Below are 15,472 nucleotides of genomic sequence, written 5' to 3'. Positions count from 1 at the left end.
CTAATTGAAAGTTTCTATGAAAATTGCGGAATTAATTAATTGGTTTGAAGCCTGGGCAAACCCCGCTTGGCAGGAAAAATGGGATAATTGCGGTTGGCAGATTGAACCAGGAGTTTTAGAAAAAAGTGCAGGTGTGCTGGTATGTCTGACTCCCACTTTGGCTGTAATGCAGGAAGCAATCCATCTGCGAGAACAGGGGATAGAAATCAATCTGATTTTCGCACATCATCCATTAATTTTCAGTCCTCCCAAATCGCTGCAAAGTGGTGACTACATTGGAGAAATGGCACGTTTAGCATTTACTCAACAAATTGGTGTGTATACTGCTCATACCAACTTTGATCAGGTAGCAGATGGAACTGCTGATGTGCTTGCCCAAATTTTGCAACTGGAAGATACTACTGCAATTGTCCCAACTCAAGCAGGTTTGGGATATGGGAGGGTCGGGAATCTAATATCCCCTATGACTCTAGAAAAGCTGCTGATTCATATTAAAAATCGTCTTGGTGTCCCCCATTTACTTCATTCCCCTACAAATGAACTTCAACCGCTAATTGAACGTGTAGCAGTTCTGGGAGGCTCTGGAGCTAGTTTTCTTTCGGCAGTTGCCAAAACTGGCGCTCAAGCTTATTTAACATCAGATTGCAAATTTCACCAGTTTCAGGAAGCACGGGATACCTACGGGTATGGGAGCCAACGCAATTTAATCTTAATCGATGCTGGACATTATGCCACCGAACGCCCAGCGTGCGATCGCTTGGTAAAAAAATTCCACTCTCTGGGCGCGGATTTTGTCAAGCTAAGTCAACAAGATGAAGATTTCCGGGTGTTTTTCTAGCCGAAATTTAAAGTTTCTGTAATTTTTACTTTGGCAAATATTATCTAAATTTATCCATCATTCAACTGCTGATACGGTATTCCCGGAACAAAGAGCTTTGTTAATTGAGCTAGAATTGTTTACAGTTAGGTGATGTAAGAGGAGGTTCCTCTGACTTTGTGAATAATTCCTGAGTAACTGCTTTGCTATCGTTCTGAAGCTTGGGGTTTTGGGTTTATTTCAGGAGGAAAATATGTCTGATTCCCAAAAACCAACTGTTACTGCAATAACGGTGTTATTATTAAAAACCATTTTGGTCTGGCTAAGAATAAGCTAAGATCAGATACATAGGGGTAAAAGTAAAGCAAAATTCCCTGAGTTCCCAATGATGGCAATGACTACAAGTAGGCAACTCATACAACCGCAATTAATGCTTGTACCTAAGTATTATTTATTACATAATATAAAGGAGGACTCACAAATCACCATGTATTTGGTTAGGGAACACCCCGAATTGTGCGACTTCTATGAAGAAGACATTTTGAACTGAGCTAATTTAGTAAAACCATTGATTAGCGATCCCAGATTCCATTTAAAAACATGAATTAAAAATCACTATTGGAATCAGGTTTAACTATAAGAACTTTTAATGTGTCAATTTACCCGACCTTGAAAGCATCTTAAACATTGGGGAAACCCAAACTTTGGCAGAATTCACTTCGTATAAAAAGGCAGAATCAGTAGATGCTACACCGCAAGATTTATCAATTGTGTTGCGATGGGCGTGAGGTTTGTATTTTCTTGCGGGACCAGCAACGCTGGATAGAACGCGCCCGCATCCTTGATATAGAAGGAGATTTAGTGACCCTCAGATATGAAACCGATGAAGAAGATGAAGTATGCTCTTGGGAAGAGATGGTTCGTCTAGAAAGCATTGGAGCAGTCACCCAAAAGTTGGCTTCTGTGCCACGCGGCAATGTGGAACCGCTTATGACTGAAGATTGTCCAGAAGCTGAACGGATTCATAATCGTTTTCCTGACTCAAATCCTGAATAAATAAGCATTGCTATATGGGGATTAAGAGTTAAATGCTTAAAATCAAGAACCTTTAACTCATCTGAGATGGGATCTATATCTCCCTCCAAATAACCAAGCAATTCATAACTTTAACAGCCTTTCCTAACTTACTGGGAGAGGCTGTTTAGTATGTAGTAACATATTTCGCGGTGGTAGCTTCCAAGCTGCTTTGACTGGGTTACAGCACAAAGGCTTAATTTATAGAGCAGAGCAAGGTTATCAACTAGCATTACCTTTGTTTGCTTTGTGGTTGAAGCGACGCTTGAGATAAAAGATACTTATAGTCCGTAGACTTATAGTCATCTTTAAATGTTTACTGTTGGACTAAGTGTTAATGCAGTTTAAGGGAGATAAAGTGGTCTTAACGCTCTTTGGAGAACGTGTGCGTGTTCTTCGCCAAGCTCGTAGTCTTTCCCAAGAAGCTTTGGCACTTGCAGCAGAGTTAGATAGAACCTATATCGGGGGAGTTGAACGAGGCGAACGAAACATAAGCCTCTTGAACATCCAGAAAATTGCTCAGGCTCTCGATGTGTCACTGACTGATTTACTCCAGTTTGAACAGAAGACTGAAGTAATGCGCGAACCTGCTGCAAAAGGCTTCTTAAATGCAAAGGTCATAGAAGAAATTGGTTTAAGTCATGAGATGCTTAGACAAGCAATTCGAGATACCTACAAGCTCCTTGACCAAATAGATGCGACACTTGAGACCGCAGAAGTATTTCCCCTTAGTCAAACGGTTGAACTTGCAAACTTATCTTCGATGATCGGAAATATTTTCGCCTCAGCGATCGCTAAACACTCAAACGACTTACTTAGGCGTAATAGACCTCACAGGTATCCTGATTTATTGACAACTGGGATCTCTCCGCAAGTACCTGATCTGGAACTAAAGATGGCTCTCGAAACCAACAAGCCTAAAGGTCACCTTGCCAAGGAAGGGTATTACCTCATCTGCCGTTACGTACTTTGCCAACTTGATGGCTCCCTGCAAATTGGAAAGGAGCAACGTGGTATAAAACCTTATATTTGGGAAATACGCTGTGGCTATCTTCTCCTAGAACATTTCAACCTCAGCAATACAGCAGGGGATTCAGGAAAAACTGCTGTGGTGAATGCTGCGGGCATGGAAATCCTTCAGATAGTTTATTGTGATTTAGAGCGTGCTCCTCTATCCCGAAAAGGTAAAACCTACCAGAGTTACCAGCAACTTTTTGAAAGAAACTAATCACTTTCCAAGATTGCTTGTGCTACTGTGCGTCCCAGTAAAGGCGGTACAGCATTTCCAATTTGTTTAACAATCTGAGAGCGTGTACCGATAAACTCAAAAGTATCTAAGAAGCCCTGCAAACGCGCTCCCTCACGCGGTGTTAATGCACGATGCTGGTGAGGGTGAATACATCTGTTAGAAGCTGGATGAACAAAATTCACAGTCAAGGTTACGCTTGGCTCCGCCCCATTGAGTCTGCTGTAGCAGGAGCTAAAGCCACTCTTGACGACTCCTTCAGGCAAGGCATAAATATTAGCTCCTGCTTGTCGAATTATCTCTAGCATTCGAGGTGAATGTGCAGTTGCTTCATGCATCTTTAATTGTTGTGCTCCATTACGGATGAATAATTCGTATGGTGTAGACTCAATGTCACACTGATAAGTGGTAGCCCGTCCTCCTGCTTCAACTTCAGGAAGATCGTGAATTGCTTCATCAACGGTGATAGCAGATTGTAGATCCTGAATTAACCCTTTTGACGGCTTAAGAATAAACTCTTGTCGTCCAGCCATGCTGCGATGCTCACACCAATGAGTAGGTTGAGTCCACTTGAAAGGTTTGCCTGCTCGACTGCCAACGATAATTAATCGCTCACGGCACTGTGGCAATCCATAATAAGCAGCATTTAGTACCTTAGCAGCTGTTCGGTACCCTATTTCCTCAAATGCTTCCACAATGGTTTGAAAAGTTTTGCCGTTGCTATGTGTGAGCAAGCCAACTACATTCTCAAAAACTATCCATTCTGGTTGTAAGTTATGTACTATACGGCAAAATTCTTCTGCAAGATTGTTTCTAGGGTCATTTCGTTCAATATTTCGGAATGGACGAATGGATGAGAAGCCTTGACATGGGGGTCCACCTACAATAACAAAGGGATGAGGGTTCTCATTATATAAGATATCAGTAGAGAGGGTGTTAATATCTTGTCCATAGGCATTAGCAGTGCCATGATTGCGTGAGAATGTTTGTAATCGATCACTTAAAAGATCAACTCCAGCAACCACCTGAAATTCTTCATGCATCTCGAATCCATACGATAACCCGCCAACTCCACAAAATAAGTCAATGACAGGTTTTTTTGTACAATCAAGAGGCTTTCTGCGCGGAATTATTTGGTTGTTTTGGGGACGAGCGGTAGCGTAACCTTCACCTGTCAAAGGATTTTCAAAAAGTTGATTCTGTCCAATTGTGATTTGGGCAACATCCATACCTAAGCAATTAGATATCTGGCGAAGTAGTTTTTCAGAGGGACTTATCAGCCCTCGTTCGAGCCTCATCAACTCACGTACAGAAATTCCAGTAGCAGCGGCTAAGTCACGCTGTCGTATTCTAGAGACTTTTCTCGCTGCTCGTATATCTAATACCATGTCAACCCATACATAACATATATTAATGATACATATAGTCATCATTTTGATCAAGTTGCTGTTCAAAATTATGGATTCTCGAAATCTATGATTCCGAATTAGGAATTAAATCTTCAAATGCGGGACAATAACCTTCCAAGGTGACGCGAAAATTGTAGAGGGGAGATGCAGGATTCCAACAGCGTTGTCCCCGCTGATGGCGACAGGTACCACAACAATCAACATCTTGCCAGAGAAAGCGATCGCTTGTTTGACTCAGCAGTTCTCGTGGCGTTAATCCCCGTAGTACTAATTCTTCACCTTGCCAACGGGCTTCAATTAAACCTGTATCCGCGAATTGTCGCCATCTGGGGTCAGCTGCGATCGCATCTGGTAAAGTAATGGTAACTACCGTTCCCAATTCCGTCAGTTCACCTTCATAGTTAGTTTCGGGGGCTGCTGGTTGTAAAAAAGTCTCCCCAATTGGTAGCTCAACTAATACACCTGTCTTCGGTGAATGTACGTGATAGCGGTTTTGGAGTTCGTCTAAACTGGTTAAATCTGCCAGGTATACAGGGGAGCCATGGACAAATACTACATGCTGTGGTCGTAAATTGTGGATTAACTGGGTGGTTCCAGGTCCATCACTATGTTGCGCGAGAAGGTAGGTTTCGGTGTGGGTAGTAGTGGAAAAGCTGCTGGGTAATTCAATTCCACTTTTTTCGGGAATTAAAATCAACCAGGGTCCGGTATCTGGCTGGCAATATTCGTGGATATCAATAATTGAGTCAGTTAAGACAATACAGGCAGATCTGCCAATAGCATGACGTTGTTGGGGTTCCACACGACGTACCCTGGGACGCACTCGTTCGTCCCAAAACAGGGGTTGATGACGGGCAAAATTTTGCACAGATGGAGGTAAATGTGCCAGAAGTTCGAGATATATATCACAGCCTATTGCCACAGTGCCATCAACTAAAATATCTAAATCCCTACCTGTGAAGTGGTGATGACTGCGTAACAACATGAGTAATTCTTGCCCTAAACCTAATCCATTGGTAGGCATAAGTACAGAATAACCGTCAGCGATCGCACGATTGATTCTTTCAGCAAGTTGATTTTCTTGATTACGACGATGGGGATGACGAGAAGTCCCGTAGGTACCCTCAATAATCAAAACATCTAAATTTAGCCCCCGCAATTCTTCTAAGCGTAAACCCTCCACTAAGCGGGAGTTGGAGAGGAAAAAATCCCCTGTATACAAAAGTTTGTAACTGCGCTGTGGTGTATTGTAGGTGAGGAGAATTGCCACTGCACCAGGTAAATGACCTGCGGGAAATAGCTCTACCACCAAACTATCTCTAAGTTCAATTGGCGATCGCAATGGTAGAGCTTGACAAAAATGCTGTTTTATCGGTGGTTCTGTATCCCAGTTGAGGGTTAATAACTTGCTGGTGACTTCGCTGCTATAGATGGGTAGCAGAGGGAAAAGATTATGCAATTCCAAAAGTCCCTGTGTGTGATCTTGATGAGCATGACTAACTAGGACTAAATCGGCAGGAGATGGGGAACTTCCGGGAATTGCAGATTTTTCTAATCCCATCACCAAGGCTGAGACATCTGGTAAGCCACAATCAAGTAGGATGCGATGGGGTCCCATACGTACCAACAAACAAACGCCTCCATCACTATGGCTAGTACCATAGGGTAGGCATTCTAACTCACAAGTTGGTTCTCCAGGATCAAACTGGAGGGATACCGATGCACGTTCACTCATCCTTTCTCCCAAAAGCCAGCATTAATCAAGAAAAATTGTCTGGGGTGTAGGAAAACCCCATATATGTGGCTTACAGTTTTCTATTTTGCTATCAGTTATCAATTACTCGATAATTATTTGTTTAATTTTACGCTTTGATAACTGTTCACTGTTTAATGTGCGGAACCGTTGCCATGATAGTCATCTGAATCATAGAATCCATTTTTTGTGCCAAAAAACAAGCACGCAAAAGTAAAGACTACTGTTAGGGCTACTAAAATTAACTTTACGTCCATTGTTTTTTTTACCTTTTGCTCAAAGACAAAGACCTTCTGATTTTAATCGAGCGATCGCGCTTTTAAACAACTGTACTAAAAATCTTTACTATAGACGGGAGGCAAAATGTATTTTTTCTTCTGCCTCCTAATCAAGAAGAGGCAGGGGTCATTTCCCCCTGCCCCCTTACTCCCTGCCCTTATGCCGGAACCACAAACTTTTCACAACCAGCCAAATCAAAGGCGGCGTGAATCACTTGCAGTGCTTTGACTCCTTGTTCTTGGGAGACGACGCAGCTAACTTTAATTTCGGAAGTGGTGATCATTTGAATGTTAATTTGATTTTCGGCTAAAGCTGTAAACATTTTGGCGGCAATTCCCGGTTGTCCCACCATACCTGCACCAACGATACTGACTTTAGCGATCGCGTTATCCAAAATAACCTCACCCCAGCCTGTTTCTATTGCTACTTGCTGTAACATCTGGTGGGTGGCTTCTGCTTCTGCACGAGCTACTGTAAAGGCAATGTCACGGGTGGGAATACCACCAACAATGTGGCAGCGTTGCGATTGAATAATCATGTCAACTGATACATTGTACTGAGCCAAGAGTCCAAATATTTTCGCTGCCATCCCCGGATGATCTGGGACATGGCGAATTGCCAGTCTAGATTGATTTGTGTCAATTGCAACTCCACATACTGCATTATGGGGAAGGGGAGCCGAGGTTGTGGGGGATGCATCGATTTCAAAGGCTTGGCTCAAAGCTGCGATCGCGCGATCACATTCTTGAGCATCCACAACGCAACTAACTTTAACTTCGCTGGTGGATATCATTTGGATATTCACACCAGCCTCAGCAAGGGTGGCAAACATCTTTGCGGCGACACCTGGACGACCAATCATCCCGGCACCTGCAATACTAACTTTAGCGATATCTTTCTCCACCAATACCTCAGCCTCATCTGTCTTTGATGGGTGGCTTCGGAGGGCGGGTGCGATCGCATCTGCCACAGCTTCGGCTTTTTTCAAGATTGGATTCATCACGGTGAAGGCAATGTCATTACTATTACCATCGTGGATGGATTGAATGATTAAATCCACATCCACATTTTGCCGAGAAATTTCCCCAAATAACCTTGCAGCAACACCTGGTTTATCGGGAACACGCAATAAAGCCACCTTGGCTTGATCTGTGTCAAATTGAATACTATCAACTGGACGCGCCAATTCCAAATTCACCAAAGAACGTCCTTGGGGTCTAGATGATGTAACCCAAGTACCGGGTTCGTCTGTCCAACTGGAACGCACCACCAGCGGAACCCCATAGTTACGGGCAATTTCTACTGCCCTTGGATGTAATACTTTTGCCCCCAAACTTGCTAGTTCCAGCATTTCATCACAGGTAATCTCATCAATCAACTGAGCATCTGGAACCAAACGCGGATCTGTAGTTAAAATCCCTGGGACATCTGTATAAATTTCACAAAAATCAGCATTTAAAGCTGCCGCTAAAGCCACAGCAGATGTATCAGAACCACCGCGCCCTAAGGTAGTAATCTCTAGTTCGTCACTACTGCTAACACCTTGAAATCCAGCTACAACAACAACTTTACCCTCATCTAGTTGTCTAACTAATCGCTCAGTCTCAATATTTAGAATTCGCGCACGGGTATGTTCGGCTTCGGTTAAAATTCCTACTTGTGCCCCAGTCATGGAAATTGCTGGTTGTCCCAATTCCTGTAATGCCATACTCACAACTGCAATTGAAACCTGTTCACCAGTGGAAAGCAACATGTCCATCTCTCGACGACTGGGATTTTTAGAAATTTCATGCGCTAGTTTCACTAGTCCATCGGTGCTTTTACCCATAGCAGAGACAACTACAACCACCGAATTTCCGGCTTGAACCGTTCGACAAACCCGCTGTGCAACAGCTTGAATGCGTTCAACCGAACCGACAGAAGTGCCACCATATTTCTGAACTATAAGCGCCATAGCTTTATCAACTGGGTTACGTAATTTTGACGAAGTAAGAGGAGGTTCCTCGTCGTTACGCGGCGAGGTCTCTCTGACCGTAATGTATTTAGTATATAAAACAAGCGGCTCAGGATAACAGTTTTTTCGTTTTCCCTTGGTGTATTATTTAACCAATTACAAGTTTTTGCGATTGAGATTCGATTTGTCTTTGTTGAATTGCACGCCATTCTTTGAGGATGCGACGGATAATTTGACGCTGCAATCCGCCGATTTTTGGCATCAGGGGAACCTGTTGATTCAGCCAGGAGTATATTTCTGGCAATTGGGTTTGAATTTCTGTTAATGCCCAAGTACATTGTGCAGGCTTGGTAAAGGCATGGTGATAATGGAGAACATAGGCATTTTCTAATTCCTGTCGTTTGTAGGTTTTGGAATCAGGTGTGATTTGATAGTTGTAGGAAATAGGTAATAAGTGCCAATTGAGTTTTTGTAGGACGACGGCAAAGGCTAGGGCAACACTATCTCCAGGAAAAGGTAAACGTTCGCTGTAGGCAACACCACTGTGGAGAACTTGCTCACAGGTTTCAACAAATTTTTTCCCTAACCCGGTGTTCCGTCGATAGCTATACACTCCAGAATGGATGCGAAAGCGAACTTTTTGCTGTTCAAATGCGGTGGTAATCCAGGGTAATTCATCGATTTCAATGCCGAATTTAGAGCATAATGCCATCCAGTAGGGTTCATTCTGATCATTGCTACCGCTACTACCAACATTTTTATCGGTGGAACAAACGGCAAAGTCCACACCTGGTTCTAACCATAAACCCTGTGGTTCTCGAATAATTAGGGTGTCGGAATCCATCCAAATGATTTGCTCAGTTTGGGCATATTCTTCTGCTAGCATGACTGCTAGGGATTTATTCATGTAACAAAACCACGAGTCTGGATGATGCAAATTACTATTGATGTAGGTAATTTCCAATTCATCCATCCGTCGTCGTGTTTTGGTGGTTAAAGTGGGACCAAAACGTGGTGTAATTGCCAGTACTGGAGCCTTTGCAAATGCTCCTCCAAATTTTCGCAAACTTTCCACTGCTAGGAGGGTTTGAGTCTCAAAGTAACCTGATTCGATAGAGTAAACAAATGTTGTAGATGGTTGATTTAAAGCATGAGACATAACTAAAATGTGGGGTGTATAGTTTTAATCGGCAAAATGCTAGATCTGCAATCACTTTTATTTTGCCGTATAAAAATAAAACCTATCACTTTATTGGTAATTTATCTGCGGAAATAAAATAATAGTTAGGGTTGCTCAATTCAGAAAAAACCAGTTGTATGTAATTAACACAACTAATTGATTCTGCATAATTTTACGTAAGTTATTTAGGAATGCATATTAAATAAAATGCAAGTTTTGATTTTGTGGAGCAGGCATCCTGCCTACATAATTAAATGAACGGGCAAGATGCCCATTCCACAAGATATGTATATTATTTAATCGCTAATCCTTACCATTAGAATCAACAAATTTAAAGAAATATTGGAAATGGGTTGCCCAATCCTAAAGAGTGACGAATTAACATAAATAAAATCAAAGTTCCGATGAATAGTGCAGTTCCTTGAATATCTTGAACTATACACAAAAGTTTTTCTCGCCACAGTCCGTATAAGTTAGCTAAATATAAGGGGAAATCACTGAATGCGATCGCTATAATTGCTCCGAGGCTACCTTCGTAATAAAAAGCGATGGGTAATCCCACACTAATACTAATAAATCGGACAAAGTTACTTTGTGCTGAATATAACGGTTTTCCCACTGCCAATAGTGCGGGGCTGGTTGTATAGAATAAAACTGAGAACCAAATACCACTACATAATATTGGCATCATCCAAATCGCTTCGACGTACCGCTGATCGTAAAGTCTAGCAATCAACAAATCTCCAATACTTACCAAACCTGCCAAACCCAAGGCAAAACCAATTAGAATTAATCCCCGTTGGCGAATAATTTTGGCGCGTAATGTTGCCCTTGGTAGCTCAACTTGGTGGGAAATTGTGGGGAAAATAACGCGATAACTCAAATGTTTAATTACTTCCCTCGGCATATTTGCTAAAGTTGCAGCAATACTATATACACCTAGCATCTTAAGGGTAAATAATTTACCGAGGATCAATCTATCTGCTTGTTCGGCGACAAACATCAAGGCTGTAGCGATAAATATCCATCTACCAAAGGATACCATTTCGTTTAATGAGGCTCGATTCCACGCAAAGCGATTGGGCTTTTCTGGCAATAAAAAATGACTGCCAATAGCTCGGATACAAGCACCAACTAAGCCACCAATTACTAAAGCATAGATGTTACGAAAATAGAAGGCTAAACTGACTAAGATGATAAGTGAAAGTAACTGGACAATCACATCAAAAATAGTTAATTTTCCCAGGTTCATTTTTCGATTTAGAAGGGCTGGGGCTGTGGAGGCAAATCCTAGGATAATGGAGGTAAACCCCATGATTGGCAATAGCCACAACAAACGTGGTTCTTTGTAGATACTAGCTGCGGGAAAGGTAATTGCTAAACACAGCAACCACACCAAAAATCCGCGATAGATTTGTAATGTCCAAGCAGTATTCAAAAACTCTGTTTCTTCACCATGTTTGTTTTGAATGATGCTTTGTCCAATCCCCACATCAGAAAATAATTCAATACCCATCAATAGGGTGTTGACAATTGCCATTAAACCGAAGTATTCCGGCATCAGCAAACGGGTTAAAATCAGGTTACTACCAAAGCGTAAGATCTGGTTTGTACCGTAACCAATAATTGTCCAAGCTGCGCCGCGAATTGCCTTCTTTTTAACTGAGACTGTCGTCATTTTGCTGTTGTAAATAGGGGGGTAAAGATGTTAGGGAGATTTTCTAGAGGTTCTTGAAATAGTGCTGCTAATTTCTTTGCTTCTTTAGTTGCGTCATGCTGTTGACTGATAGATGCTGTTCCAGATTTTCCCATCTGTTCAAGGGTATCTGGCGAGACTTTTAATACTTGGCGAATAGCTGTAATTATGTCTTCAACAGAACCAGCAGGGATTAACCAGCCGTTTTCACCGGATTTCACCAATTCGGGAATTCCCGCAATATATGTGGTAATTACTGGTCGCTTGAGTGCTAAAGCTTCCATTAAAACTACGGGTAATCCTTCGGCAAAGCTGGGTAATATTAAGGCTCTGGCGTTGGTAATATGTTCTTGGACTTCGTTACCACTTGCCCAACCTGTGATGTAAACTTGCTCGTTGAGAGCGTAAGCATCAATCTTGTTTTGAAGTTGCGATCGCAAAGGACCATCACCTACTAATGTGAGGTTGATTTGCACTCCTTCATCTACCAAGTGCTTAATTGCTTCTAGGAGTAAAAGTTGTCCTTTTTGCTCGCACAACCTGCCAACGCAGACTAAGCGGTGATTGTCATTTGGGGTATGAATGGATTGATTGAGGAATTCCCTATCAACTCCACAGTGAACTACATGGATTTTCCGCCATTCCTCATGTTCACAATAGCGGTAGAGTTGACTTCTGCCAAAGGAACTGATGGCAATGATAAACTTAGCGCGGTGAATCTTCTCTGTTAAAGCAATATTTGGAGCGCGGTCAAATTCTTCTGGACCGTGTACTGTAAAGCTGTAGGCTGGTCCACCAATAGCATGACATAACATGGCGACGGTGGTGGAGTTGGTACCAAAATGGGAATGGAGATGGGTGATACCTAATTTCTGTAGCCGCAACCTGAGAACGCAAGCTTCCGCTAAGTAGATAATGTGACGCAAAACTCCTGTATCCGATTTCCAACCGACTTGGAGGGCTAATTTGAGTCCGGTGAGGAGTTTTCTTGGTTGCGCGATCGCATAATGGAACAAATGTAGCAATAAGCCAAGAATCCCCACATCCAGTAAAACTTGCGTTTTCTGAAATTCAATTTTATCTTGCCTATCCACTAACTCCGATTCACATGAGCGAATCGAAAAACGCTCCACAGCTACACCACTAGCCTCAAGTGCCAAGATTTCACGTCGGATAAAGCTATGACTCACCTTCGGATATTTATTCACCAGGTATGCAACTTTCACTTTTCTATCTCCCAGACACCGTTATGCTTTTTGATTCGTGGTTCATTGTCGATTATTCACTTGCCGAGCGATGTAGGACTTTGGTAGCTGTGGCTGAAGCCTAAAATTATCCAAACTTTTAATCAACCTTAATTATCTCCGTAATCCAGATTACATCAGTTTAAATTTAATGTATATTTTTTTACTAGTTTTATTTATATCTCAAAAGATAATATGTTTCCCCAGTAAAATCAATTTAATTTCATGAAGTTAGGCTTTTAATTCATGAATTTCTGATGAAGTTAATCGTAACTTTGCTGATTTTGTCGGTAATAGTGAGAATTACTGATGTCTTGAGCAAAAGTTAGGAACGTGGATTAAATAAAGTACAAAAGTAGGGTGTGTAAGCGGAGCCTAACTCACCATTTCATTGTCGAGCAAAATTGCATGTTATTAAATTTCCGTTCCTTAGGGATGTTAGGCAATATTTTTGTATTCAACCAAAGTTGCTTGACGCTTGAGTAAGCGCCAGATATGGAACTGAATTTGCCCTTGAAGTTGGGGAAATTTGGCTAGAACACAATTCCAGGTATAAAGTTGAGCATCTGGGGGATTAAAGCCCTGATTTCGTAAATAAACGTATATTTTCCGCCAAGATAAAGTATAAATACAGATGGCTGCAACTAAGCTCAAACCGTAAGTAATTCCAGCTAAAGCTAAAGCTACTAAGGGAATTCCCAAGCCCCAAATCCAAATACTTAAAGATTCTTTCACCCAGTGACGTTCAGGTTTATCACCATGCAACCATGCTCCTTGAGCATAGGCATAACCGGAACGAAGTAGTCGCTTCCACCATTGGCTAAGGTGTTTTATTTGAGCATCATGCCAGGTCATATCGGCATTAATACGTATGATTCTTCCACCAATTTGGCGTAATCTTACACATAATTCTGGTTCTTCACCTGCAATCAAAGCCCCATTAAATCCACCCACAGCTTTTAAGGAACTGACTCGCATCATGGAGTCACCACCACAGGCTTTTGCTTCTCCTACGGGAGTATTCCATTCAATCTCACAGAGACGATTGTAAATTGAATAGTTGGGAAATTCTTCCCGTCGCCGACCGCAAACCACTGCGACATCAGGTTGAGAATTTAATTCATTAACAGCACGTTCTAGCCAACCGGAAGCAATGCGACAATCACCGTCGATAAATTGAACATAGGCAAGTTCCGGGTAGTTTGCCACTAAATACTCAAAACCGACATTACGCGATCGCGCTGCGGTAAAGGGAATTGATAAATCGAGATCAATTACATGTACACCCAATGAAGCAGCTAAGGCGACACTACCATCTGTTGAACCCGAATCTACATAGACAATCACCGCATCTTCCGATGCTACAGATAATAGGCACTGATGCAGACGTTTTCCTTCGTTTCGCCCAATGACAACTACACCAATTGGTTGCATATACAATCCTCACCCCAAATAACTCATTAAAATTAGCAAATTTTGAAAATTGGTTACTAGACTATTTTAACATTGTAACAATGATTATTTTTTGATAGAGTAAAAAATACCATGGGATCCTTGTAATTACTAGGTTTGACTTTAGATGATACGAACTCGTGAATCTATCTACTCCAATCCGATTTTTGTTCAAAATACTGAGCAGCCTACAATGCTAACCACCATTATACATTTTTAATTTGACCTGAATCCTGATAGCTACATTAAGACTAAATTTTCTCTATTGTCATCTAAGTATGTCTGTATTAAAAATGTCTTGATTGGCTTTATAGAAGCAGACTTTTGTAATAAATTTGACCCCTTAACTAAATTTTAATCTGGAAGATATGACAGAAACTGATCAAATTAGTTTTGTTTGCTGTGTAGAATCAGGTTGGCTAGAAACGCAAACAGTGAGAATGATTGAGAGTTTACGTTTGTGGGGTGGAAAATTTGCCAATGCTCCTGTATACGCTGTAACTCCCCGTTTAGGACCACCAATTACCCGCAAAACACGAGAAATTTTTGAGCGGCATCAAGTTCACCATTTAATTTTAAACGACCAAAATAAATATTCCTGGAATAAATTTCTCAATAAGTTAACTGCTTTGACGGCAGTGGAAAAAATTGCTCAAACTGATAGCATTGCTTGGTTAGATAGTGATTTGGTAATTGTCGGGGAACCTGATTGCTTGGAATTAGATGAAATAACTGATTTTCGAGCTTGTGCATCGGATGCTGACTCAAATATAGTTATCACTCATGCTCAAGAACAAAATTATTCCTACTGGCAAGAAATTTGTCAAATCGTTGATCTTGATGTCGAAAAATTGCCCTGGATTGAGTCACAACCAGAGACAATTCCAATTCGTTTATATTGGAATAGTGGAGTATTTGTTTATCGTCGTTCAACAAACTTTGCCAAATATTACCTACAAACTTTTTTAAAGCTTTGTGATGCCCAAATAGCATCAAAAAATTGTGGTTTTTTCTTTAATGATCAAGTTGTATTGGGTTTGACGGTGATTAAGATGGGTTTAGCTTGGGATACTTTACCTTACTCCCACAATTTTGCTTTGGGTAGCAAAGTACCTACAGATTGGTATGATGGGGATAAACTCAAAACCGCGAAAATCATCCATTACCACGATGCCATGTGGGATTGGTTTTGGGATAGGTTCCTGGAAATTTTACGTCCAAATCAGCCAGAAGTAGTAATTTGGTTAGAAAAATTGGGAGCAATGAGGAATGAGGCTCCTGTACAATGGAAAGCAACCAAGAAGGTTCTAGACTTAGTGCGATCGCGTCAAGAGTTGGCTTACTCAAAATCCTGCAAAACCCTTTAAT

The 15,472-nt window shown here is 41.5% G+C and carries 11 protein-coding genes and 1 pseudogene; 5 read left to right on the top strand and 7 right to left on the bottom strand.

All coding sequences use genetic code 11. The annotated features are described in order from the left end of the window. The first annotated feature begins 16 nt into the window (after positions 1–16). The 4 genes and pseudogenes from CAL6303_RS16645 (at position 17) to CAL6303_RS28845 (ending at position 3,119) form a co-directional block, all read left to right on the top strand. Positions 17–838: a Nif3-like dinuclear metal center hexameric protein gene (locus tag CAL6303_RS16645; protein WP_015198980.1), complete on the top strand. Its 822-nt coding sequence runs from the start codon at positions 17–19 to the stop codon at positions 836–838. Positions 839–1,561: 723 nt separating this feature from the next. Further along, positions 1,562–1,873, top strand: coding sequence for a DUF6679 family protein (locus CAL6303_RS16640; protein WP_015198978.1), 312 nt, complete (start codon positions 1,562–1,564; stop codon positions 1,871–1,873). Between the two features lie 166 nt (positions 1,874–2,039). Further along, positions 2,040–2,165: pseudogene (locus tag CAL6303_RS31205) on the top strand (ATP-binding protein); the annotation flags it as partial. A 63-nt stretch (positions 2,166–2,228) separates the two neighbouring features. Beyond that, positions 2,229–3,119, top strand: coding sequence for a helix-turn-helix domain-containing protein (locus CAL6303_RS28845; protein WP_015198977.1), 891 nt, complete (start codon positions 2,229–2,231; stop codon positions 3,117–3,119). Here the strand turns inward: CAL6303_RS28845 and dcm are convergent. The 7 genes from dcm to CAL6303_RS16595 all read right to left on the bottom strand — a co-directional run bounded on the left by dcm (position 3,116) and on the right by CAL6303_RS16595 (position 14,086). Continuing rightward, positions 3,116–4,525: a DNA (cytosine-5-)-methyltransferase gene (dcm, locus tag CAL6303_RS16630; protein ID WP_158333163.1), complete on the bottom strand. Its 1,410-nt coding sequence runs from the start codon at positions 4,523–4,525 to the stop codon at positions 3,116–3,118. The genes CAL6303_RS28845 and dcm overlap by 4 nt on opposite strands. An 85-nt stretch (positions 4,526–4,610) precedes the next feature. Then, positions 4,611–6,281 (bottom strand): MBL fold metallo-hydrolase, encoded by a 1,671-nt coding sequence (locus tag CAL6303_RS16625; RefSeq protein ID WP_015198975.1) that lies wholly within the window; start codon positions 6,279–6,281, stop codon positions 4,611–4,613. 454 nt (positions 6,282–6,735) lie between these two features. Continuing rightward, positions 6,736–8,532: an aspartate kinase gene (locus tag CAL6303_RS16615; RefSeq protein WP_015198973.1), complete on the bottom strand. Its 1,797-nt coding sequence runs from the start codon at positions 8,530–8,532 to the stop codon at positions 6,736–6,738. Positions 8,533–8,680: 148 nt separating this feature from the next. Further along, a complete protein-coding gene (locus tag CAL6303_RS16610; RefSeq protein ID WP_015198972.1) occupies positions 8,681–9,691 on the bottom strand; it encodes a hypothetical protein in 1,011 nt (336 codons plus the stop codon). A 352-nt stretch (positions 9,692–10,043) separates the two neighbouring features. Beyond that, a complete protein-coding gene (locus tag CAL6303_RS16605; RefSeq protein WP_015198971.1) occupies positions 10,044–11,390 on the bottom strand; it encodes an oligosaccharide flippase family protein in 1,347 nt (448 codons plus the stop codon). Then, on the bottom strand, positions 11,387–12,634 hold the full coding sequence (locus CAL6303_RS16600) for a glycosyltransferase family 4 protein (protein WP_015198970.1): 1,248 nt from the start codon (positions 12,632–12,634) through the stop codon (positions 11,387–11,389). The genes CAL6303_RS16605 and CAL6303_RS16600 overlap by 4 nt, the downstream gene beginning before the upstream one ends. 456 nt (positions 12,635–13,090) lie before the next feature. Beyond that, positions 13,091–14,086 (bottom strand): glycosyltransferase, encoded by a 996-nt coding sequence (locus tag CAL6303_RS16595; protein ID WP_015198969.1) that lies wholly within the window; start codon positions 14,084–14,086, stop codon positions 13,091–13,093. A 386-nt stretch (positions 14,087–14,472) separates the two neighbouring features. Here CAL6303_RS16595 and CAL6303_RS16590 point away from each other — a divergent pair, with 386 nt between their 5' ends. Continuing rightward, positions 14,473–15,471, top strand: coding sequence for a hypothetical protein (locus CAL6303_RS16590; RefSeq protein ID WP_015198968.1), 999 nt, complete (start codon positions 14,473–14,475; stop codon positions 15,469–15,471). Position 15,472 lies beyond the last annotated feature (1 nt).

This window comes from Calothrix sp. PCC 6303, assembly GCF_000317435.1.
Taxonomy (GTDB): Bacteria; Cyanobacteriota; Cyanobacteriia; order Cyanobacteriales; family Nostocaceae; genus PCC-6303.
This window is presented reverse-complemented; position numbering and strand designations above follow the sequence as displayed.